The sequence below is a fragment of the Psychroserpens ponticola genome, assembly GCF_023556315.2.
Taxonomy (GTDB): domain Bacteria; phylum Bacteroidota; class Bacteroidia; order Flavobacteriales; family Flavobacteriaceae; genus Psychroserpens; species Psychroserpens ponticola.
In genome coordinates this window covers 2442652-2469158 of sequence record NZ_CP116221.1, presented here as the reverse complement: position 1 = coordinate 2469158, position 26507 = coordinate 2442652, and the positions used below count along the sequence as shown (strand labels likewise).

Annotated in this window: 6 protein-coding genes; 2 read left to right on the top strand and 4 right to left on the bottom strand. The window is 34.1% G+C overall.

The genetic code is table 11. From position 1 onward, the window contains the following. The first annotated feature begins 22 nt into the window (after positions 1–22). A complete protein-coding gene (locus tag MUN68_RS10990) occupies positions 23–496 on the top strand; it encodes a DUF6495 family protein (protein ID WP_249996246.1) in 474 nt (157 codons plus the stop codon). A gap of 15 nt (positions 497–511) precedes the next feature. On the opposite strand, the gene MUN68_RS10985 is transcribed toward MUN68_RS10990, so the two are convergent. Further along, positions 512–1747, bottom strand: coding sequence for an ABC transporter permease (locus MUN68_RS10985; RefSeq protein WP_249996247.1), 1236 nt, complete (start codon positions 1745–1747; stop codon positions 512–514). Between the two features lie 307 nt (positions 1748–2054). On the opposite strand from MUN68_RS10985, the gene hisS reads away from it, so the two are divergent. Continuing rightward, a complete protein-coding gene (hisS, locus tag MUN68_RS10980) occupies positions 2055–3428 on the top strand; it encodes a histidine--tRNA ligase (RefSeq protein WP_249996248.1) in 1374 nt (457 codons plus the stop codon). Between the two features lie 89 nt (positions 3429–3517). On the opposite strand, the gene MUN68_RS10975 is transcribed toward hisS, so the two are convergent. From MUN68_RS10975 to MUN68_RS10965, 3 genes are all read right to left on the bottom strand, one after another. Beyond that, positions 3518–13342, bottom strand: coding sequence for a choice-of-anchor D domain-containing protein (locus MUN68_RS10975; protein ID WP_249996249.1), 9825 nt, complete (start codon positions 13340–13342; stop codon positions 3518–3520). Positions 13343–13525: 183 nt separating this feature from the next. Further along, complete coding sequence (locus MUN68_RS10970; RefSeq protein ID WP_249996250.1) at positions 13526–15976, bottom strand: M14 family zinc carboxypeptidase; 2451 nt, start codon at positions 15974–15976, stop codon at positions 13526–13528. A gap of 296 nt (positions 15977–16272) precedes the next feature. After that, the gene (locus MUN68_RS10965) at positions 16273–26100 is read right to left on the bottom strand and encodes a BspA family leucine-rich repeat surface protein (protein WP_249996251.1); all 9828 of its coding nucleotides are present in this window, start codon (positions 26098–26100) and stop codon (positions 16273–16275) included. Positions 26101–26507: the final 407 nt, after the last annotated feature.

Below are 26507 nucleotides of genomic sequence, written 5' to 3'. Positions count from 1 at the left end.
TTATGTTTTAAAAAGGATATAAATGAAATATTCAAGACTTACAAAAGAACAATTTGAAGAGTTGCATCAAGAATTCATCAACTTTTTGGCAACACAATCGATTACTGCTGAAGAATGGACAGGTATAAAAGCCAATAAGCCTGAAGTAGCTGAAGAGGAGCTTGATGTCTTTAGTGATATCATTTGGGAAGGTGTATTGTCTAAAGTTGAGTTTCTAGAACATATTTCTCCTCAACAAATGCATTTGTTTCATTGTACAGATAAGCAGATGCGATTAATTGCACTCAAAATTAAAGCTACAGATATAGACATTACAACTAATGAAGGCTATGATTGGTTTAGAGATAATTTGATGTCTGATGACATAGAATTCTTTACAGCTAAAAAAGACTATTCAGAAAGTGAAAATCAAGATAAGTTTAAACTTATACAAGAAGGAGCAAGCATCACTAAAGGCGAACTTTATCAATATTTTGAAAATTTAGTAAGTAAATAAGTTTAGAGATTTAGTTTACTCGTAACGTAATGACTCAATTGGATCAAGTTTTGCTGCTTTATTAGCTGGATAAGAACCTGAAATAACAGCAACTATAAACGTAATAATGGTGGCTGCAATCATGGCTGACCATGGGATCACGAATTTAAAGTCCACAATGGCTGCAAATCCGAAGCCAAGAAGTATCCCAAATATGATTCCTAAAAGGCCACCTAACTGACCGATAATGATCGTTTCTATAAAAAATTGAAACGCTATTGTACTCCGCTTAGCGCCTAAAGCTTTCCTTACGCCAATCTCTCTAGTTCTCTCGGTTACAGATACTAGCATCATATTTAAAAGTGCGATTGTTGATCCAAAAATTGTAATGATACTAATAATCCAAGCTGCAGTTTCTAAAACTCCGGTTATAGAACCAATACGATTAATTAAGTCATCACTTCGTTCCAATCCAAAGTTGTTTTCTTCAATAGGGTTTAATCCTCTAACATTTCTGAAGAGCAAAATGGCATCATCTTGTGCACCTTCTAACATGTCTTTTTTATCAGTTTTTACACTTAAGCTGTAATTGATGTTTGGGTTTGTGAAAATAGTACGTGCTTTTTGCAAAGGCATAATTACTCTAAGATCCTGATTGTTCCCAAAGGTTGAACCTTTTTCTTTTAAGACACCTATGACTTTAAATTTTGAACCTCTAACACTTATGGTTTTATTAATTGGATTCACATCATTTAATAGTGCTTTTCTAAGATCACTACCAATAACACAGACGCTATTACTGTTTTGTACATCAAAGTAATTGATTTCTCTTCCTAATTCTACTTCCAAACCAGAGTTGGTGATGTAATTTTCATTAACGCCTAAAATCTGAACTTCAGGATCTGTTTTTTCATTATCGTGTTTAACTTCAGCTGTACGAGTACCTACAAATGATATAGATGTTTTTGTGAACGGAAAGGCATATTTTTCCTCAAATGCTTTTACATCTCTATAGCTAATTACAGGATTAACTTTTTGTTTTTCGCCTTGTCGCTGTGTGTTAAACTCATAACGCTGAATGTTAAAAGTATTGGCTCCCATTGATGAAAAATCACTAGAGATTGTATTTTCAAGTGCAGAAACAGCGCTCAAAATCCCAACTAAGGCCGTAATACCAATAGCTATGATTAAAATGGTAAGGATTGTACGAAGTAATTGACTCTTGATAGAATCAAAAGCAATTCGGATATTCTCTCTAACTAATGAAAACATAGAAAACTATAAAAGTTGGTTGCGTTTTAATGTAAGACTACAAAACATCTATAAAGTTACTATAAAAATCAAATAACTTTCGAATGCCTATAAAAATTATAATATTTTTGTGATTCAAAAAGGACAAGCATTTTTTGTTTTTTTTGATATATACTATAACTAATTATAGTTTGCTCGAAAAATTTAGATAACTGTCATTTCGAGCGCAGTCGAGAACTTGAGACGTTTTATTTTGAAACATTTCGATTGCGCTCAATGTGACAATAGATTATATCAATTTTTCTACTGGACTATATTAAATACTAAAATGGCACAAAAACCAAGCATACCAAAAGGCACGAGAGATTTTAATCCTGAAGAAGTTTCAAAACGTAATTATATTTTTAATACGATTAGAAGTCAGTTTGAGGTTTTCGGATTTCAACCTATCGAAACACCAAGTTTTGAAAATTCAAGCACCTTAATGGGGAAATATGGAGAAGAAGGTGATCGCTTGATTTTTAAGATTCTGAATAGTGGTGATTATTTAAGTAAAGTTGATACCGAACTTTATGATTCTAAAGATTCAATAAAAATTACTTCAAATATCTCAGAAAAAGCCCTTCGTTACGATTTAACTGTTCCCTTTGCGAGATATGTTGTACAACACCAAAATGAGATAGATTTTCCGTTTAAACGCTATCAAATTCAGCCCGTTTGGAGAGCAGATCGACCACAAAAAGGTCGATTTAGAGAATTTTATCAATGTGATGCAGATGTAGTTGGGAGTAATTCACTTTGGCAAGAAGTAGAATTTGTTCAATTGTATGATGCCGTGTTTTCGGCTTTAGGCTTGAATGGTGTAACAATAAAAATCAATAACCGTAAAATTTTATCTGGAATTGCTGAAGTTATTGGAGCACAAGATAAACTTATCGATTTTACAGTGGCTTTAGATAAGCTTGATAAAATAGGAGAGGAGAAGGTAAAAGCTGAAATGATTCAGAAAGGAATTCCGCAGTCAGGAATTGATAAATTACAGCCTTTATTTAGTTTAACAGGAGATTTTGGAGCTCAGGTTTCAGAATTGAAATCGATTTTAAATACTTCCGAAGAAGGTAAAAAAGGGATTGAAGAATTAGAATTTATAAATCAAGGCATTGAATCACTTGGCTTAAAAACAGCGAAACTTCAACTTGATGTGACCTTAGCACGTGGATTAAACTATTACACTGGAGCAATTTTTGAAGTGTCTGCTCCAGAAGGGGTTAAAATGGGATCGATTGGAGGAGGAGGTCGTTATGATGATTTAACAGGAATCTTCGGATTGAAAGATATGAGTGGTGTAGGCATTAGTTTTGGTTTGGACCGAATCGCTTTAGTGCTTGAAGATTTAGGTTTGTTTCCTGAAACAGTTACCAATACAGTAAATGTGTTGTTTATTAATTTTGGTGATGCTGAAGCTTTAGCGAGCATGAAAGCTATAAAGAAACTTCGTGAACATGGTATAAGCACTGAATTATTTCCAGATAATAAGAAAACGATTAAGCAATTTAATTATGCGAATAAACGTAATATCCCTTTTGTTGTGCTTTTAGGTGAGTCTGAAATAAATTCGAATACCTTCACGTTAAAGAATATGAAAACAGGGGATCAAGAATCCCTTTCATTTGATGACATGTTGAAAGCCATACAACAGTAAAAATACCAATCAACTTATTGTAAAAGTAAAAGCCTCAAATTTCTTTGAGGCTTTTTACATAAGTTAAGTTTAAGGTAGATTTGGGTCTATTATTTTACAAGAACTTTCTTGGATACTGAACCGCTTCCAGTATTAATTTTTACAATATAAGTTCCAGAACTTAAATTCTTAACTTCATATTCAGAATAGTCCAGTTCTGAAATATCTTTTATAGTGTGAATCGATTGTCCAACAATGTTGAATAGTTCGATAGACTTCACATGTTTGAAATTAGGGTTTAATAATACTAGGCTTTCAATGTCATTAGAGTAGTATACTTCTAATGAGCTTAATTCGTTGTCCTCAATTTCTAAAGTATCTTCTGCATCTCTAAATGTTACTTCAAAACGATCTAAATACTCACCTGCATTAAGGAAGATTTCGTAATCACTATCTCTTAAGTTATGATAGATGTTATTTTCGATATCATGGATGAAAATGTCTAAACTATCAGGTACGTTCTCAAGACTGTTGATACTAATTGTATTTATACCTTCGGAATCCGTTTTAATACCTAATGGATACGTTGTATCAATTTCGACATCATTACTACCCTGAATAATATATTTATCTCCATCAATCATCCAGAACATATCATCCATTTGAACTTCATTTAGAATACCATCATATCCTAAGTCTACAGCTGTAGTAGCATTTGGATCAATAGTTAATAATAATTGACGTTGAATTGTATTAACAGTGTAAACACCGATTCTAAATTTCATTCTAGGATCTCCACTAGTAGACTCCGTTTGATAAGCACTTGCTGTAGCTTCACTATTTCTAACAAAAACAGAGTTTCCGTTTAATGTTCCATCTTCTTTTTGGAATTGACGTTGATCATTTTCAAATTTGATTTGTCCTCCTGCATCTGCAACCACAAAGAAACCTTGACTTACAGGTATATATCTACCTGGAGTTTTTCTCGCTGTACCAGTGTTACTAATGCCAGATACTGGTTGACCAAGTGTTACTGAAGGTGTACCTCCAGATAAGTTCATTAATGCATAACCACCTTGGTAGTCTTGTAAGACATGATTTCCTCCGCCCCAATGTTCCCAGAAGTACAGCGTACCAGTTGTCACACCTAAGTTGTCATTTATAAATTCTACAGCATCTATAGCTGAAGCATAAGGATTACCAACTAGATAATTATTACCAGCGTTTATTGTTAAATCGATATGACCATTATTTGGTTTACCTCTAAAGATATAGTTTTGATCATCAGTTAGTGCGCCAGATCCTGGGCCTTTCATTGTAAATCCTTCACCAGCTAAAATAGCGCCAGTACTTCTTGTTTGTTGCCATGCAGAGTAATCGCCATCAGCTAAGTTAGAAAATGTCCATACCCAGTAATCTGCAATTCTCAATGGAGAAGTTGTACCATTATAACCTGTAGTTTGAAAACCAACATTTTGCATAACATTTGTTAGGTTATATCTAAATTCATTAGTTTCCATATCTGTTTGACCAACAGGAGAAGACCAATAGTTATATGTAAATGTATCGGCTGTACCTTGTTGATCCCGTTCTAATCGTCCTGAACTAGCAACTACTAAATCACTATCTGCAGTTTGTATTAATTGAGATTCTCCTTCAAGATCAATAGTACCTGTTAAGTCTAAAAAGTGAGATACTGTTAAACCATAACCTGAATTTGTTGTGGCATCGGTAACACCACTAACTTCTAACTCGTTACTATCTACCATTAATCCTAAAACAGTTCTATTTCCATTTTTACTAGCAGGTAAATCAGAGTCATCATTAATAGTAATATTGTGATTGGTCCTTATAATATTCCAATCTACAGTCTGATTACTATCAACAATTGAAGTTGTTCCTGGAATAGTTTGAACGCTTCCGTTAGCCCAAGTACTTTGAAGGTCCCAGTCACCATTTTGAGTAGACTCATAAGGCAATGGAGCAGTTTGTCGATCAACTGTATTTAAATTTCTTAATGCACCTTGATTACTATTTCCGGAGGCGTCTTCTGTATTTGTATACGTGTATACAGACATTGGATAATAACCTGCTAAATCGTTCCAAGGAATTGTTTCTACATCATTTTTACTTATTGAATTTGGTAAAACTTTACCAGCAACTATAGATGAATTATCTTCAATTTCTTGATTCATGATAAATCTTAACTGTTCTTGAGAAAGTAATTTATCCCAAACTCTTACTTCATCGATGTTTCCTTTGAAGTGTTGTGTAGGAGTTCCTTTACCACCAGCAGCGATATAAAAAGATTCATCAGTGGCAACAGGAGGTGTTCTCGCAGCAGATGTTTCTAGTACGCCATCAATATATAAACTAACAGTTGTACCATCATAAGTTGCGGCTACATGATGCCACTCTTCATTAGGAATTAAAGTTGTAGAATTTAAATACTGATTACTTCCATTTTTCCAATAAATTTGAAGTCTGTTGTTGCCTAATACTTTAAAATCATAACCTTGAGTAAACGCTGTATTTCTTTTAGACAAAATTGATTTTGATCCAGTATCTGTGGCATCCCTTTTTATCCAAGCTGAAATAGTAAATTCATCAGGATTTAAATCTAAAGCATCTTCCATGTCAACATAGTCAACTACGCCATCAAAATAAATTGAACGTTCAACGATAACCTGAGGAGCATATCCAAAAGTGATATACTTTGTATTATCAAAATCGTATTCTGTCTCAAGATTTCCATTTCCATCATCTGTCATTACTCTGTAATCGGCAGTTGGATCAAATACACCTGTACTTGAAATGAACATATAAAAGTTACCAGGTGGAGTAATATTTCTGATAGCGTTTTGAGGAATTCTTACTTTCATTGTTGGAACATCGCCACCATTTTCTTCGACTTTCCAGATACGTCGCATTGCAGTAAAGGATACATCTGTGCTAAGTGCAGGTGAAATTCCAGCACTCATGTTTACAGAAATTACTGAAGCAGCTAAATCTAAATCTGCACCATTATTTCCCCAAACTAAAAATTCTTTATCTCCAAGCTCTGTTGGATTAGAAGCTTTGTTTATGTTATTTGTTGTGTATATATCAGATAGTCCCATAGTAAGAACACCTTCGCTACGAAATCCACCGTCTAAAGCATTATTAACACTTCTAGATTGTTTTTGATTTAATCCAGAGGCATCATCTCTACCTATACCAGCAATATCATAATTGTAATTTCCAGAATCTGCTGATTGATCCCAAATTACGGTTCCGTCACTGTTAACATAATCTTGCGATGTGCCATTTACACCTAAAGTAATCCCATATTTAATACCTAAATAAGATTGGATTCTATTTCGTTCTTGAGTTAAGTTTGCGTCATCTTTTCTAGTTGAATAGGTAATAACCTCAGCAACTCTTGCATTTAAAGAAGCTTCCCAACCTTCAGAACGTCCAAGCCACCATCGAGAATCGTTGGTATTCATAAACTCAGCAATATCATTTTGAGTTGTTCCTATATCATTAGCGTTATAAAATAATTCTTGTTGTGTTACGGCAGGATTATTCCTTGTATTAATTATACCTACATTATTGTAACTTGATCCTGTACCTATTTCGGCAACAGCGTAGCCATCACCATATGAATTGTCATAAGAATCATGTGCGTAACAAATAATTTCGTTATTTACTCTACCTGTATAATTACCAAAACCAATTCCTGTGGCATCTGTAGCCTGAACTTCTAATTGGGAATCACTACAAAATACATCCATAAAACCAAAGGAAGTATTAATAGGTGTATTGTCTGGAATTAATACAATAAAAACTTCTTGTGTGTAAAAACCATAGTCACCAGATAAAAATTCAGTATTAGTACTATCATGTGAATAATCACTATCAATGTTTAATGCAGTGTATGAATTGTCAAATTCAATTACTGGATTAAAATTCACATTTTTAGAAGTGTTATCATAGTATGTCGGAGCTTGGTTTGAGTGATTTACTTTAGCGTCACTACCAAGACCTTGATCTACCCAATCAGTAACATCTTGTCCACTAGTATAACTAAGCCCAACATCAGTTTTAAGCCATAAGCCTAAGTCAGCAGTTACACCACCTGGTGCTACTGTTGGTGTAGGTTTGTCTTCTAAAGTTAACAAATCGATAGCCATATCACTGGAGTTAGATCCAGCAACCTCACCTCTAAATCTTATTCTAACAGTTTGCCCTATATAGCTGCTTAAGTCTATACTTATTGGAGTAAATGAGGAATTAGAATTTGCGTGTATTTCACCTGAATTAGTGTATAAGATATTAGGATAATTTATTCCATTATCAGTACTAAGTTCAACGAATAAGTCTCCCATTCCACTGCCATACATATGGTATGAAAATGTAAATTTTGGATTGCTAGCGCTAGTTAAATCAAAGCAAGGGCTATTTAATAATGTTGTACTATTATTATTCCCATTTGCTTCAGTAAAGCTATAATAGTTACCATCTGGAGCAGCATTTGGACCAGTTGATCCTGAAGGAGTGGAACTCGTAGTTCTTGACCAGTTAAAATCATCATCAATGGCATTTACACCTTGTGTCCAAAGACCAAAACCAGATTCAAAACTTTCTTCATACGGAAAAGAAGATACTGTTACTGTACACGCTCCAGGTGTAATACCATAACCTTGAATGCTAAAATAATAAGTGCTTTCATCACTATCGTTGTTTGCAACAATAATATTTGCTGTTCTGAGTCCAACAACACTTGGGTCAAAAGTAATATTAAAAGTAGTTGAACCAAAAGCGGCTACAGATGATGAAGGGCTAGCAGTTACAGAGAAATCTCCTGCATGAAGTCCACTGATTGTTATTGTTCCTATATTCAAAGTTGCAGCACCAGTATTTTCAATTGTATATGTTTTTGTATGTGTTGCTCCAGTTACAGATACGGCAGGAAATTCTGTATCATCTGTCGTTGATGGAAATATATCTCCATCATTAATTGTGTTACCGTTTCCTGTTATATTGATTTCAGGAGCAGCAGTAAATCCTGTTCCTTGAATGTTAAAGTTATATGGGTTTTCGTCACTATCATCATTAGCAATACTTAAAGAAGCTGTTCTTAAGCCAATTGCACTAGGATTGAAAGTGATTTCGAAAGTTGTACTATTTCCGCTAGCAATTGAAGGAGAAGGAATGTTAGTGATTGAAAAATCACCTGCATGCGCACCAGATATCGTAATATAAGGAGAAGCTGCAGTTAAATTTAAGCCAATACAACCAATGTTATTTATTGTAAATGTATGAGCATTAGTTCCTGCAGTAATATCAATACTACCAAAATCTGTGTCATCAAGGGTAGCTGGAGTTGTATCACCATCTGTAATAGTTATTCCGTTACCAGTGATTTCAATTTCATTGCCACCACCTCCACCAGAGACATTAAAATAGGTTGTTACACCTCCTGAAGTAGCTGAATCTCCATCTTGATTTATTACTGTAGATCCTCCAGCTGTAATGGTAATATTGTCAGTTCCATCCCAACCATCATTTGCATTATCATACATGATGAAGTAATAATTGTTTAAATCCTCTAAACAGCCAAGATCAAGTAAAGTTGCATCTGAAAATGGAGCAACATAACCATAAGAGTCAATAAGCACTCCACTAGGTGTATAGATTTCCACTCTATTTTCATAGGCATATGATGGCCAACTTACAGAAACAGTTACATTAGAATACGTGGCAGAAGCACCATTTCCATGAATGTTGAAGTTATAAGGATTTTCATCACTATCATCATTTGCGATAGTTACAGAAGCAGTTCTTAAACCGATAGCACTAGGATTAAAAGTGATCTCAAAAGTGGTACTATTTCCACTAGACACCAAAGATGAAGGAATAGAGGTGATTGAAAAATCGGCTGCATTCGCACCAGATATTGTGATATATGGTGAAGCTGCCGTTAAATTTAAATCACTACATCCAAAATTATTTATGGTAAATGTATTTGCATTAGTTCCAGAAGCGACATCAACATTTCCAAAATCTGAATTATCAAAGATAGATGGTGTTGTATCACCATCTGAAATAGTTGTACCGTTACCAGTAATTTCAATTTCATTATCACCACCACCACCAGAAACATCAAAGTAAGTTGTTACACCTCCTGTAGTTGCTGAATTTCCATCTTGGTTAATAACAATGGAGCCTCCAGATGTAATGGTTATGTTATCAGCACCTTGCCAACCATCATTCCAAGTATCATACATGATGAAGTAATAATTGTTTAAATCTTCTAAACAACCAAGGTTGATTGTTTCACTATGTGATGCAGTTCCTCCATAGCCTATGGAATTAATAAGTGTACCAGTAGGCGTGTAAATTTCAACTCTATTTTCATATGCATATGATGGCCAATTAACCGAAACACTTACGTTTGAAAAAGCAGGAACAGTACCTGTACCTTGAATATCAAAGTTATAAGGGTTTTCATCGCTATCATCATTTACTATACTAACAGATGCAGTCTTTATACCTATAGCGCTTGGGTTAAATGTAATATCGAATGATGTACTACCAGAAGCAGCAACAGAAGATGATGGGCTAGAAGTCACAGTAAAGTCTGCAGCGTTTGCGCCAGAAATTGTAATTGTTCCAACAGATAACGATGCTGTTCCTGTATTTTGTATCGTAAATGTATTAACGTTAGTACCTGCAGCGATAGCTACATTTCCAAAATCTGTGTCATCCGTAAGGCTAGGAGTAGTGTCACCATCATTAATAGAATTGCTATTACCTGTAATGTTTATTTCTGGACCTGGAGTAAATCCATTTCCATGAATGTTAAAGTTATATGGGTTTTCGTCACTATCATCATTAGCGATACTAATTGAAGCTGTTCTTAAGCCGATAGCACTTGGATTAAAAGTGATTTCAAAAGTTGTACTATTTCCACTTGTGATTAATGCAGAAGGAATCGTTGTAATTGTAAAATCTGCTGCATGCGTACCTGCAATTGTAATATATGGAGAAGAACCGGTTAAATTTAAGTCTGAACATCCAACATTATTGATTGTAAAAGTATTTGCGTCAGTACCACCTGAAACGTTTACGTTTCCGAAATCAGTATCATCAGTAACAATTGGAGTTATATCTCCATCGTTTATTGTGTTTCCATTTCCTGTAATTTCTATTTCGTTACTCCCTCCACCAGAGACATCAAAATATACTGTTACACCTCCAGAAGTAGCTGAGTCTCCATCTTGGTTGATAACTTCTGTACCACCAGCGGTTACTGTGATGTTGTCTGGACCTTGCCATCCATCATCCCACGAATCATACATGATGATGTAATAATTAGTTAAATCTTCTAAACAACCAAGGTTTAGTATTGTGTCAAAAGGACTAGCTCCACCAGAATTAATAGTGTTTATAAGTGTTCCGCTAGGCGAATAAATCTCCACAGTGTTTTCATTGGCATAACTTGGCCAATCTACGGAAACAGTTACATTAGAGTAGGTAGTAACTGTGCCAGTTCCTTCGATATCAAAGCTATAAGGGTTTTCATCACTATCATCATTTATAATACTTACTGATGCTGTTCTAAGACCAATAGCACTAGGATTGAAAGTGATATCAAAAGTTGTACTACCATATGCCGCCACTGAAGCAGATGGGCTGGAAGTAACTGTAAAGTCTGATGCATTTGTGCCAGAAATGTTAATCGTTCCTACAGACAAAGATGAAGTTCCTGTATTTTCAATGGTAAATGTATTAACCTTAGTTCCAGCTGCAACATCAATATTTCCAAAATCGGTGTCATCACTAAAGTTTGGAGTGGTATCTCCATCAGCTATTGTTGTTGCATTTCCTTGAATATTAATTTCTGGAGCAGGTGTTGCTGTAATTATTTCAAGAGTATAGTCTTCAACTTCACCATCAAAACCAGTTTCACAACTCGTTGCATCTGAAGCCCATTTTGTAGTTATACGCATTCGCGTTGTACCTAAAGTTGATGTTCCTGGTACTGTAATTGATAAAGGAGAACCAGTTGGAGGTCCATTAGCTGTATTATAAGCAGACCCTAGATCATAAGATTCACCACCATCAGTAAAGTCTCCATTTTGATTCCAGTCTATCCAAGCAGTAACATGATAAGTATAGCCACCAGTGGTATTAACATTAACAGTTAAATCATATGTAGAACCTTGAGTTATTGTTGTAGAAATACCTGTATAATCTGAATAACCAATATCAGCATTTGGTGATGAATTATTAATTGTATTAAAATCTACAAATCTAATATTATCAGTATAACTATCAGAATTTGTTCCTGAAGATGTACAATAAGTTAGTACTGTACCTGTACCTTCAATATCAAAGTTGTAAGGGTTTTCATCACTATCACCATTTATAATACTTACTGATGCTGTGCGTAAACCTACAGCACTAGGATTAAAGGTGATGTCAAAAGTTGTAGTGCCAGATGCTGCTACCGAAGCAGACGGAGTTGCAGTAACAGTAAAGTCTGAGGCATGAGTGCCAGATATATTAATTGTTGTATTAACAGATAAAGAAGTTGTTCCTATATTTTGTATTGTAAAGGTGTTAACATGGTTTCCTGCAGATGCATTTACATTTCCAAAATCGGTATCATCTGTTAGTGTTGGAGTGGTATCTCCATCATTAATAGTATTTGAATTTCCAGTAATATTAATTTCTGGACCTGCAATAATTGTATTTAATCCGGATAAATCAACGATTTGAATTTCATGAGCCATTGTGTTACCAGATCTATGAGCCCAATGAGCAGCTTGCGTGGCTGAGTTAAAGTAATAATTTCTCCAACCTCTCCCATATGCAGAACCTCCACCAGAAGATATTGAACTTCCCACAATTAATGCCTGGTTTACATCAGATAACCCAGCACTAGTAATATTAATTGTAGTTTCATTAGCAGAATTACTTGTATTTTGGAATCGTGTTACATTTAGCCCTGAGTTGGTAAGCACATGTACAAAATGTCTATTTGTTCCTGCAGAATCATGATTTCCATTAAAGGTCCAATCTACAGTGTTGTTTGAGCTTCCAGGTTCCATTACTGGCCAATTATCAGCAATCGCATCATTGTCTCCACTTGCTCCTGTATCTCCAATATGATGTGAAAATATAATGGCATCATTCCAAGAACTTACATTCGTCACTGTTCCAGTACCATCTGAATTGTTATTAATAGTAAATGTTCCAGTATCATTTGAACTATTCCCAGAATCACCATGAAGTACAGTCCAGTTGCTCCCAGTAAATTCAACAACAGTTATATATACAGTAACATCATTGTCATTAGATCCTTTACGTACTCTTAATGTTGTTGCGTTTTCTAAATATGCTATAGCTGTACCAGAATCAGCATCATCATTTGTAGTATCATTCATTATTCCTGTTATAAAAGGAATACAATCATTCGCATTTGAAATACCAGATAGAGCTTGAGTAATACTATTATTAGTTCCATTTAAGTTAACAGCATATCTTCCTCTTACAATCATTTCATTATTTCCTCCTGGAGCACCAATATATTCCCATAATGAGGTATTGAATCTCATATTTGAATTTAATGAACTACCTTCTCTATAGTAAGTAAGTGTGCCTGTATTTGTTAATTGCCTTGCTCCAGCCAAGTCGTCACCATCTAAATTAGCCGCAGAACCACTTTGTCCTGCATTTGATTTTCTGTTGTTGTTAGCTAATTCAACAGCATTATTTAGCGAAGAAACTGGAGTGAAGCTTGTGTTGCTTCCACCAGACCTTGCAATATTATCTTCTAGATGTTGAACTTTATAATCTGGAGTTTGTGATAAAGCAAATTTTGAAAATAGAAGTACACAACAAATTATTGCATACGCTCTTAGCGAAAGTGTAAAAAATTTCATAAGCGGTTAAATTTAGTTTGGGACTAATTAAATTTATAGTACAAATATATATTGTTACTCCATGAAATGCAAATAAATTCGATGAAATGCATTTATGTTTTTTAATTATTTGATTTTCAGTAATGTAAAAAAAAAGCTGAAATATAATATTTCAGCTTTTTTTTACATTACTGCTGGTGTATTTTATTGTTTAATTAATTGTTTTATGATAGAGTTATTGGTTTCATTATCAGAGATTTTCAAGAAATACGAACCTTTAGATATATTTTGTGTGTTTTCTAATCTGAAGTGTCCATTCCTAAAATTAATGTTAGTTAAATTAAGTATTGTACGACCACTTATATCATACAATTGAATATTAATATTTGAGTTTGTGGATTGATAAGGTAGTTTAATTGTAATTGAGTTACTGAATGGGTTAGGGTAAACACTCACGTTTTCAAGAGCATTTTCTTTAATACCAAGAGTGTCTTCAACTGTAACTACAACTTCCTTTCTTGCACTTTTAAGATCCTCAAGATTCCAATCGTAGAAGAAATAGTAGTAATCTAGATCATTAATATTGTTTCCTTTTATAGTAATAGAGCCATTAGTATATGGGTAATTGTTTCCTGTTCCAGAGTTATTTCTAAATAGTGTAAATCCTGACGACATTTCGGTACTTGTTAACCTTAAATTATTTTCAGCAGGAATCATAAAATTTAATTCAATTTGTTGTAAACCTGCGGATTCAACTATAATAATTCTTGAATCTAACATATTACCTGATTCATCTTGCAATTGAACTTCCATTTCACCAGCTTGTCCAGCATTTATGGTGACTTCTTTTAATAGTACAGATTCAGTCGAATCAAAAATTAAATAGCGATCTGTAGATCCACCTTCGAATAGACTTCCATTAGCAGAGTGATTTGTAGATCCTACATTTCCTTTTGTTATTAAATCTTCAACAAAATAGGAAGTCGTTGTTGTTAAATTAGGAGTGTTGTAACTATTTCCTGTTGCTATTGGAGTTTCATCATCAATATTTTGGTACCAGTTAATTGTACCAGATCCAGTGGCAGATAAAGAAGCGCTTTCATTTGTGTTAATTGTTGCATTATTGGCATTTACTAAAGGTGTAGATGCGACCATAGTTACATTTTGTATCGTTTTAGTATTATCTGTAACATTTACGTTAATAGTTTGTGTTACATAACCAGGAGATTTATAAGTTACATTATAGTTTCCTCCTTTGATTAATCTGTAATAATCTCCATGATCTTCATTTGAGAATACATAAGAATTTAAAGCATCATGTCCTGCTATCGAGATTTCAGCAACGACTGGATTTCCAGATTCATCTGAAACAATTCCTTGAAATCCATAGTTAGCTTGCTTGATATAATCTAAAAAAGCTTGTTTATTAAATGTCCATAAATCTGGTAATGCAGATCCATTAACAAATTTTACAAACGATAGTTCAATAGTGATTTCTTTTGTATGCCTGTAAAAGTTCATATAATCTTGACGACCTCCATAGACTTGATACCAAATTGATCCTTGTGTTACTCCAGGGCTTGATGGGTTTTCTGGAGAATCATACTCTACAGTCATATAATTTGGATGATTATTACCACCTGCATTTCTTCCAGATATGCCATTGTAATAATTATTTGGACTATCATTTTGACAATTTATAGCATATTCGTTGGAGATGTGCTCATAAAAATCGTGATCAACATGTTTTGAAGTTGTATTGTCATACGGATAATTAATTACTTCTGTACCACCGTGAAAGTTAGCAGAAAGCACAAAGTCTCTAGAAGCTTCAAAAGCCATAAATGCTTTTGTTTCTGGTTGATAAGTTGCTCCATTATCATGTAATCCTGCTGCATTATCTGGATAATTTCTATTTAAATCTTGACCAGCACTATTCGCTCTTATTGGGTTTGTTATTGGTTGATTGTTGCTGTAATTTCTATAAGTTCCATCAGGATTTGCTAATGGATTGATGTAAATTTCAGTTGAATTTATAAGATTGTTTACTTCTGTATCACTTCCATAATTTGAAAGTAAATAATCAATAAGTCGAATCATTAATGGGTAGCCAGTCAATTCATCTCCATGCATTGATGAGGTGTACATAAATTCTGGTTCAGCTTCATCAACAGCTGCATTATCTGAGATTTTTAATACTAGAAGCTCTCTTCCTTGAGGAGTTGATCCAATAGATTGCAAAGTACAAAGCGTTGGGTAAGTTGTTGCGAAATAATTCATTTTGGCAACATATTGATTATACGTTGGAAATTCATCCCAACTTGTATCCCAAGCTAAAACATCATAATTGTCACTAGTGCTAAATTCATTATCATTTTGATTAACCGTATATGTTAATCCATAACTTAAAAATTGTTGAAATGATTCAGCGTTGGCATAGGCTTCAATCTCAAGTGTTTCTCTGTTAACTTTATGTCCTACTGAAAGAAATTGAGAAATTTCTTCAACTTGTGCTTCTGTATGAGCAGTAAAAACTAAACAGACTTCTCCTTTTAATTCAATGTATTTTTGAGCTTTTTGTAAATTGGTCGTTTGAGAATGTACACTAAAAAACATAAGTAGTAGTAATACATATAGAAATGTAATTTTTCTCATCGGTTTAGAATTTAGGTAGATTTGGGTTTAATCTTACAGCAAATATATCATATATTTTAATAAAACATCTGCAAAATGCATATAAAACCGATGAAATGCATAAAATTTTATGAATTGGACTTCAATTACATATAAAATATTAAACTAAATTGTTATGATTTAACTTTGTTTATATCGATTTTGAAGTCGTAAATAATATTAAAAAGAGCTTCTATTTTATAAATGATCCTAAGGATGTTATAAAACGAAAGCTCTTTTTATTTGAAATAAAATTATTCTTTTAAGTCACATAATAATTAGTCATTAATGATAACTTTTTTATTATAAGTAGTATAGTTTGTTTCAACTTTTATAACATAATTCCCAGTTGAAATGTTCTTAACAGGTATTTTAATTTTATCAGATAATGGTAGGTTAGCAGCATTCCATGAAGCTACAACTTGACCAGCAATATTAATTAAGTATACTTGTTTAACTTGAATTGAATTTGGTGTTTGAATATAGATTTCATTGTTTGTTTGAAGATAGTTTACCATAATATCTTTAAGTTCAGTGTCTATAGTTGATAATGTAGAATCTTCTTGAAATACTAGAAAGAATCTGTCATTATAACTGCCTGCTTCTAATGTGATTTGGAAGCTTAAATCATTAAATTGAGTGTATGTACCTTCTTGAGAATCATAAATGAATACATTAACATCTTCTTCAAAGTTTTCTAAACTGGCAAGCTGAATTTCTATAGTTCCACCATTAGTTATATTAATATTTAAAGGGTAGGATTTTGAGTTGTCAAAATTACCAACACCTTGAATGATGTAATTCTCACCATCAATGTTGAATGACATGTCACTTGGGAAGTTGTCGTTATTTAAAGCATCATAGCCATAATCTACGGCATCAGTTGCTAAATTATGATTCATAAATCCTAGTAATAAATGTCGAATGGCATTTTCTGGAGATACAAAATCAATTCGAATAAATTTATTGAGGTCTTCAGTTTCACTATTAGATGAATTTTCATTATTCGGATTAGTGGTTCTCATAAAAACAGAGTTTCCGCTAGATTCTTTAACAAATGCACGTTGATTATTGTTAAATTGAATTAGTCCACCAGTAGCATTACCAGTCACAAAAAAACCTTGTCCCACAGGAACAAAACGTCTAGGGATTTTATTAGCATTCCCTACACCATTTATTTCTGGAGGAGATACAGCTGCAGTTCCACCTGTTAAATTTAAGTAAGCATAACCACCTTGGTATTCAGATAAGTAATGTGAATCGCTTGTTGAAGATTGTTCCCAAAAATAGATAGTACCATCTAAAAGTACAGCACTGTTATCTGCAATGAATGAGTGAGAATCAATTGATGATGGATAAGGGTTTCCGACTAAAGCCTGATAACCAGGAGTTACTGGAGAAGTCATTGTTCCATTATTTGGTTGACCGACAAAAGTGTAGTTTTGAAATGTTGTACTATTTCCACTTCCTTTCATGGTAAATCCTAATCCAACTGGTATTGATGTAGTCTCAGAAATTGCATTCCAATCTGCATACGACGCTTCAGGATAATTTTCATAAAGATGTAACCAACGTCTACTCATAGTTACAGGTGAAGTTGTTCCAACTGCATTTGAGTTGCTTGTCCATTGTACAGGTTGAGGATTATTTATGTTTGTAGCATCATATAATACATTACCTATAGAATAGGTGTTTCCGTTGGCACTAACAGGACTTCCCCAATAATTATAAGCGAAAATATTACTAGTTCCTAGCTGGTCACGTTCAAGATTTCCTGTTCCTGTATAATCAACAATACTGTTTGAATTTTGAAGTAATTGAGATTCACCAACCAAGTCTAAAGTACCATCAATTTTTAAATATTCAGTAATAATTAATGGTTGGTCGTTAGTTACACGATATCTATTAGAATCAACAAGTAATCCAAATAGAGTTGTTGACCTGTTTCCTGAGTCTACATCATGATTAGTTCTAACAATATTCCAATCAACATTATTGGTGTTTGGTATCATTTGTACGTTTCCATTTAACCAAGTATTTGCATTGTCCCAATTACCATTATTAGTACTTATATATGGTAATGGAGCTGATTCTTCTTGTAAGGAATTGATGTTAGATAAACGTCCAGATACACCTACATTACCCACTAAATAACCAGCAGAAATATCTGTTGTGCCTTGATTCATTTGATAATAGGCATCTAGATTACTCCAATTTAATCCAGTAACATCTAAACCTAGAATAGAGCCTCTAACAGTAGTATTGTTTTCAATTTCTTGATTCATCATTTCCCGAATTTGTTCCGTACTTAGAGTTGAATTCCAGATACGTAATTCATCCATCCAACCATTAAAATAATTTGTTGGAGTATTATTAGTTCTACTCATAGCTCCTAAAAGCATATGGTTTGTATTTGTAGTTGGATTGGGTCCAGATGAACTATTTCTTTGTACTCCATCGACATATAATGTATAAGCAGTTCCATTGTATGTTACTGCTACATGATACCAACGGTTAGAAGTTATGCCATTAGCAGAAATGTTATAACCATTTGAATGGAATGAAATAGTATTATTTACTAATCGTAAATCATAACCTGTCGCGAAGTTATTAGCATTACGTTTTGATAATATGGTTTGAATATTGCCATTAATTGTATTTGGTTTCATCCAAATTTCAATACTAAATGAACCAGAAACATTATTATTGTTTTCAAAGTCAACAGAGTCATTAATTCCATCAAAATCAATAAAGTCGCCACAGACAGGGAATGCTACATTAAAAGTTGATGTGTCATCTGTACATGGAGCAGCATTATTTAATGTCCAAGTAATAGCATAGTTAATTCCACTTTCACCAGTGAAAGTAGCGTTTGGATCATTCACATTTGAAAAACTAAAAGGACTTCCGCTTGGTATTGAGACAGCAGACCATTGACCCGTTGAATTACCTAGTAATTGAATTGTAGTATCGTTACAATCAGTAATAGTAGTTGTGTTACTTGCAGAAGCATTCTCAAAAGGAATTACATCAATTATTACAGAATCTGAAGCACTATTACAAGGCCCAGCACCATCAGGATCATTGGTTGTATAGGTAAGTGTTACTGTTCCGGAAGTTTCGCCAGGACCAAATGTGTAAATCGCATTAAGCAATGCGTTATTATTAAAACTTCCTGTACCACCTGACCATAATCCAGAAGTATTTGATGTTGCGTTTAAATTAACTGTATTCAAACTAGAACAATGTGTAATATCTGTTCCTGCATTTACAGTAGCAGCTTCATTTATGGTTACAACCATATCATCTGAAGCGTAATTACAAACACCAGAAGGATTATTAGTCGTATATGTTAAGGTGACTGTACCATTTGTAATATCTGTTATACTTGGTGTATAAATATTTCCAGCAAAAGTTCCTGTTCCGTTTGTAGACCAAGAAGCAGAATTTGCACTACCTCCATAAGAAGCAGAAGACAAATCAACAGTTTCATTAGAGCAAATAGTTTGATTTAAACCAGCATTAACAGATGCAGCTTGATTAACTATAATATCAACTGTATCTATAACTGGTCCGCAACCAGCTGGATTATTAGCTGTTAAAGTTAATGTTACAGTACCACTTGAAATACTAGGTGTATATGTTGTATTTAAATTGTTTATGTTTAAGAAACTTCCACTTGGTGCACTCCATGTAGAAGAATTAGCATTACCACCAATACTACCATTTAAGACGATGCTACTATCGCTACAAATAATTTGATTTATACCTGCGTAAACGGTTGGAAGTTCGTTTATAGTTACAACCATGCTATCACTAACTCCAGAGCATAAGCCATCACTAGGTGTATTTGTATAGGTTAAAGTAACAGTTCCATTAAAAATGTCTCCTGCGCTTGGTGTGTATATATTACCAGCAAATACACCACTACCTGAAGTACTCCATATAGCAACAGCATTTGTTCCTCCAAAAGAACTCGAAGATAGGTTTACTGTATCTCCTTCACAAATTGTAATATCAGAAGGAGCAGCAACTGTTGGAGGGATATTTACATTTACAGTTACAGTTTCATTTAAACTTGTACCACAATTATTGTTTCCAGGATAAGTACTCGCTTGATACCTTACTCTGTTTAAAGTATATGTGGTTGTAGATGTTGGGTTAACAGTTATAGTTGCAAATCCGTTATTGTCAAGTGTTAGCCAAGGTAAATTTCCAGAGCCGTCATTATAACGGATTTGAGCATTTGGTGTCCCAGAAAATGTAATATTAGTAGAATCTCCTTCACAAATTGTAACTTCGGAAGATGTTATTTCAGCCTCAGGTACTTCTAAAATATGAATTTGCATTGTGCTTTCTAATGGAGCACACCAACCAAAACTATCCGCTAACAATGAAATTGTTATCACATCTCCAGGTTGAGCTGAAGCAGGAATTGTATAAGTACTAGTTTCTGAATAATCATAAACATCATTACAATCATCATAACCATCAATACACCAAATCCAAAAATAATCTGTACAAATATATTCGCAAATTTCTCCAATATATTCCGTAGAAAAAGATCCTCCAGCACCATTGTCGTCCCAAGTCCATTCATCATAATTTAAACCACCAGCATCTCCATCCATGGTTACTGAAGTAGTTCCTGCACATACGTAAATGTCATTTCCAGCATCAATATCGTTTAATGAGAAATTTAAAAAGATAGTTTCAGAATTACTTGATGAGGTTCCACAATCATTAGTTGCAGTAACACTTATGGTTTCGAACAAAGCAAAACCACCATTTAATGATATTACCACTTCATTTGTACCTTGTCCAGAATCAATTGATAAGCCTGTAGTTGTTGACCAAGTATAAGTTTCAACGTTTGGATCTAAGGGTACTGAATAATTTAATTGAGCAACAGGACAAAATAAAGATGATGGGCCAGAAATTCCTGTTGGCTGATTGGGCACTCCATCATAAACTTTTATAATACCAGAAATCGAATCTCCTGGACCGCAACCTGTTGTTGTTGCAGTATAGTTGTAAATTCCTGACTGATTTGTTGAACCACTAATGGTGTATATTCCTGAACCACTATTATATGAACCAGTTAATCCAGCTGGTAATGCAGGTGCACTTGTTAAAGTAACTCCAGTAGCTCCTGTATTTAATTGAAATTGAATTGGAGACATTGCTGTGTTATCATTGCATAAACTTTCATTTTCTGAAGCAGAAATTAGTGAAATTGTAGCATCTGGTCCAACAGAAATTGTACCTGTAGCTGTAGCATTTCCACAACCAATTGGAGCAATTGTATAATTGAATACACCTATTTGAGTAGGTGTGCCACTAATTGTAAACGTTCCAGAATTATAGTTTCCTGTTATTCCAGCTGGTATTCCGGTAATTGAAGCATTAGTAGCATTACCGATTGTATAATTAATATCAGTCATTGCTGTACCATTACAAACGGTTTGTATATCGTTTCCAGTCAATAAATTAAAAGTGACATCTGGATTTACGGTCATTGTTATACTTTCGCTAGCTGTTAATGGGTTAGCACAAAGTAAGCTTGAAGTTACTTCAACAGAAATTACTTCGCCATCCGTAACGCTGGTCGAAGCGTAAGAGTTTGTGTTTGCACCAACAGGAATTCCGCCTTCAAACCATTGATAAATAGGTGTTGATCCTCCATTTGTCAAACCTGTTATAAAGAAAGTTAAATTGTCTCCTAAACAAGCTGGATTTGCTGAAGCATTCAATGTAAATGATACAGGCAAAAGCGGATTTACAGTCATTATAATCGTATTACTTGTAGTAACCGTATTACATGGGCCAGATGTGATTTCTACATAAACATCATCACCATTGCTTAATCCAGTAGTGGTATAAATTGTATTATTGTTTCCAACAGATGTACTTCCAACAAACCATTCATATTGCGGGTTTGTACCTAAATTAACTCCTGAAGCCGTAAAAGTAACAGATTCTCCTTGGCATATTGGTGACGCTGGATTAGAAGTAATAGAAGCTGTTGCGCTTTGTACATTATCTAAAACTGTTACAGTGGTGCTACAGCTAGATGAATTTCCATTACCATCAGTAACTGTAAGAGTTACGTTATTTACACCAATATTGGAACAGTTAAAATCTGTGGTATCAGTGTCAAAATTTAAACTTCCACAAGCGTCTGTAGATAGGTCGTTGATAGCATCTTCAGCTATGCTTGCATTCCCAGAAGCGTCTAGCGTTATTGTGATAGGTTGACAATCAGCAATTGGCGCTTCATGATCTTCAACTATTACATCAAAACTACATGTTGAAGTTAATCCGTTTCCATCATCAGCTATAACATCTACTGTAGTTGTTCCAATAGGGAAATCATATGGAAAACTAATCGTTGAACTACTAATCTCATAATTTATTATAGGTGAAGCATTACAATTATCGGTTGCAGTTGCAGTAAATGATAATGTTGCATCACATTCTCCAGCATCAGTATTATAAAATGCATTTGGAGTTGGACAACTTATTACAGGTGGATTATTATCAATAACTGTGACCAATTGTGTACATGTGTTTGTTAAACCAGCATTGTCTGTTACAGTCCAAATTACAGAATGATTACCAACAGGTAAAGGTAGTTGTGCTGCTAAATTGTTTGTTACAGTAGCAATACCACAATTATCATTTGTAACAGGTGTTCCTAAAGTTACACTTGTAACTTCACAGTTAATATCAGCATTAATAGTGATGTCTGTCGGACAAACTATTGTTGGAATTTCATTGTCAATAACAGTTATGGTGAAGCTACAAATAGAAGTGTTACCATGTCCATCATTAGCAGTATATTCTAAGGTTGTTGTTCCAATAGGAAAAAAGTCACCAGTAGTCAATCCAGTAGTATCAGTTTGAGTAACAGTTGTAGTTCCACAAGTATCAGTTGCTGTAGGGATTGTATAATTTACAATGGCGTTACAATTTCCAAGATCATTATTAACAGATGTATTTGATGGACAAGAATTAAATGTTGGTGCTGTCACATCATTAATAATGATATCTTGATCTTGAGTAACCGTGTTTCCGTGGCCATCGTCATAAGTCCAAGTAATAGTTGTAGTTCCTTGAGTAGTAATAGGAAGCGTTGCATTATTTGTAACAGTAACAATTCCACCACAATTATTAGTTGCGGTTGGAGGAATTAAAGAAGTGACTTCACATTCAGCAGTTACATCAGCTAAAGTTGCCAAATCAGGAATAGGATTTGTTATATCATCAATAACAATATTTTGATTTTGAGTTACTGTATTTCCATTACCATCATCATACGTCCATGTTATAGTTGTAGTCCCTTGAGCTGTAATTGGAAGTGTAGCATTGTTTGTTACAATGACCGTTCCACAGTTATCAGCAGCAGCAGGAGGTGTTAAGCTTGTAACTTCACATTCGACAGTTACATCTGTCAAAGTAGCTACGTCAGGAATGGGATTAGTCACATCATCAATAACAACATCTTGATTTTGAGTTGCTGTGTTTCCGTTTCCATCATCATACGTCCATATAATAGTTGTAGTTCCTTGAGTCGTAATAGGAAGCATTGCATTGTTTGTTACAGTAACGGTTCCACAGTTATCAGTAGCAGTAGGAGGTGTTAGAGCTGTAACTTCACATTCTGCAATTACATCAGCTAAAGTAGCCACATCAGGAATAGGATTCGTTATATCATTAATAACAATATTTTGATTTTGAGTAACCGTATTTCCGTGGCCATCATCATATGTCCAAGTAATAATTGTTGTCCCTTGAGTTGTAATAGGAAGTGTGGCATTGTTTGTAACTGTAACAGTTCCTCCACAGTTATCAGTAGCAGTAGGAGGTGTTAGAGTTGTAACTTCACACTCAGAAGTGATGTCAGCTAAAGTAGCTACATCAGGAATAGGATTCGTTATATCATCAATAACAACATTTTGATTTTGTGTAACCGTGTTTCCATTGCCATCGTCATAGGTCCAGGTAATTGTTGTAGTACCTTGAGTCGTAATAGGAAGCATTGCATTGTTTGTTACAGTAACAGTTCCACAGTTATCAGTAGCAGTAGGAGGTGTTAGAGTTGTAACTTCACATTCTGCAGTTACATCGGCTAAAGTTGCCACATCAGGAATAGGATTCGTTACATCATCAATAACAATATTTTGATTTTGAGTTACTGTATTTCCATTGCCATCATCATACGTCCAAGTAATGGTTGTAATCCCTTGAGTCGTAATAGGAAGCATTGCATTGTTTGTTACAGTAACAGTTCCACAATTGTCAGTAGCAGTTGGAGGTGTTAGAGCTGTAACTTCACATTCCGCATTGACATTAGCTAAAGTTGCAAAATCAGGAATAGGATTCATTATATCGTCAATAACAACATTTTGATTTTGAGTAATTGTATTTCCATTGCCATCATCATACGTCCAAGTGACAGTTGTTGTTCCTTGTGTTGTAATAGGAAGTGTTGCGTTGTTTGTAATAGTAATAGTTCCACTACAATTATCAGTAGCGGTAGGAGGTGTTAGAGTTGTAACTTCACATTCGGCAGTTACATTAGCTAAAGTAGCCACATCAGGAATAGGGTTAGTTATATCATCAATAACGACATTTTGATTTTGTGTAACCGTGTTTCCATTGCCATCATCATAGGTCCATATAATAGTCGTAGTACCTTGTGCTGTAATAGGAAGCGTTGCGTTGTTTGTAACGGTAATAGTTCCACTACAATTATCAGTAGCAGTAGGAGGTGTTAGAGTTGTAACTTCACATTCGGTAGTAACATCAGTCAAAGTAACAGCATCTGGAGTTGGTGCAATATTATCAACAACATTAACAGTAGCTGTACAAGTATCGGTATTTCCATTGCCATTATCAATGGTTAAGGTTACGATATGACTTCCTATATCTGCGCAAGTAAAAGCTGTTTGAGATAAGCTTAAACCTAATGTTCCACTACCACAAGTATTAGATCCGTCATCAATATCACTTTCTAATAATATAGCATTTCCACTAGCATCTAAGTTGATTGTAAAAGGAGCAGAAATACAAATAGCTATAGGTGGGCTTACTCCTCCATCAATAATTGACCAGCCATCTGAAGCTATCATATTAGCTCTAGCATTTGTTGCGGCAACCGAGCAGTATTTACTATTTCCTCCGTCAAAATTAACATTGTTTTGCAGAGTTAAGTTATTCCATGCGATTAGCATATTATCATAACTTGGGGTCGAGAGTGTAACATTTTCAAACATCGTTAGCATATCAGTAACATTAGATACATCCCAATTACTTAAGTCTTGATCAAAAGAAGTTGCATTCCTAAATGTGCTACGCATACCAGTAACATTAGACACATCCCAATTACTTAAGTCTTGATTAAAAGAAGATGCTGTAAAAAACATACCACTCATAAAAGTCAGACTAGAAGTAGTCCAACCACTTATATCTTGATTAAAAGATGTTGCAGCGTTAAACATCCTTGACATATTAGTAACATTAGACACATCCCAACTACTTATATCTTGATTAAAAGCACTTGCGAAACCTAACATATTTGACATATTAGTAACATTTGACACATCCCAATGACCTATGGGACTATTGAAATTAGTAGTGTTTCTTAGCATATCGCGCATAGAGGTCACATTACTTAAATCTGGTGCATCAAAAGGGAGGTAGGTGTTAAATTGTAAATTAATACACCCGCTAAATGATTCATACATAGTGTTCCAGGCAATAGTTCCCCATTGATTTACTTCAAGAATTTTCTCTCTATCTCCACCAAAATTGAAATGAATTGTTGGAAAAGCACCTCGTATTCGTATCGTTTTAATTCCGGCAGTTCCGAAATCATGAGTAATACCACCAGTAATTCCAAATTGATCAAAAATACCATCGTCATTCCAATCTACATCATAATTATAGCCTCCTCCTACAGTTGGAATGGTTATCGATGTAGCATTTGAAGTACCTGGATTGTCTGTTTTCCAAGTTGTTATAAACTCGTTTTGAGCAGTTAAACTTATAGAAAAAGTTAAAGCAATTAAACATTGAATTAACAAGAAGTAACTTTTTTTCATGATCGCAAAAGATTATTAATAGCTAATACTTATTTAGTCCTATACGTTTAGTCTTTAATTCAGTGGATTGATAAATAATAATTTTATAATTAACTTTTGAGGGAGTCAAATATATAATAATAAAAACTTTTTTCAAAACAAAATAATCGATAAAAAGCAGTTTATCATCGATAAAGTGTATTTAAAATGTAGATTTTTCGTAATTACTATTTGTTGTTTATATAGAATTACAGAGGTTATTGCGGTAACATCCTGTAAATTAATTCGTTAAAATTAATAAAATTGTATATGTTATAATAGAAAACTCGATTAAGAGCAATTATATACTTTGTATGAAAATAAAAACGTTTAATTGCTATCTTATTGGTTGAAAGGAGGTTAAATGTTATTGGAAACCTGAAGAGTAA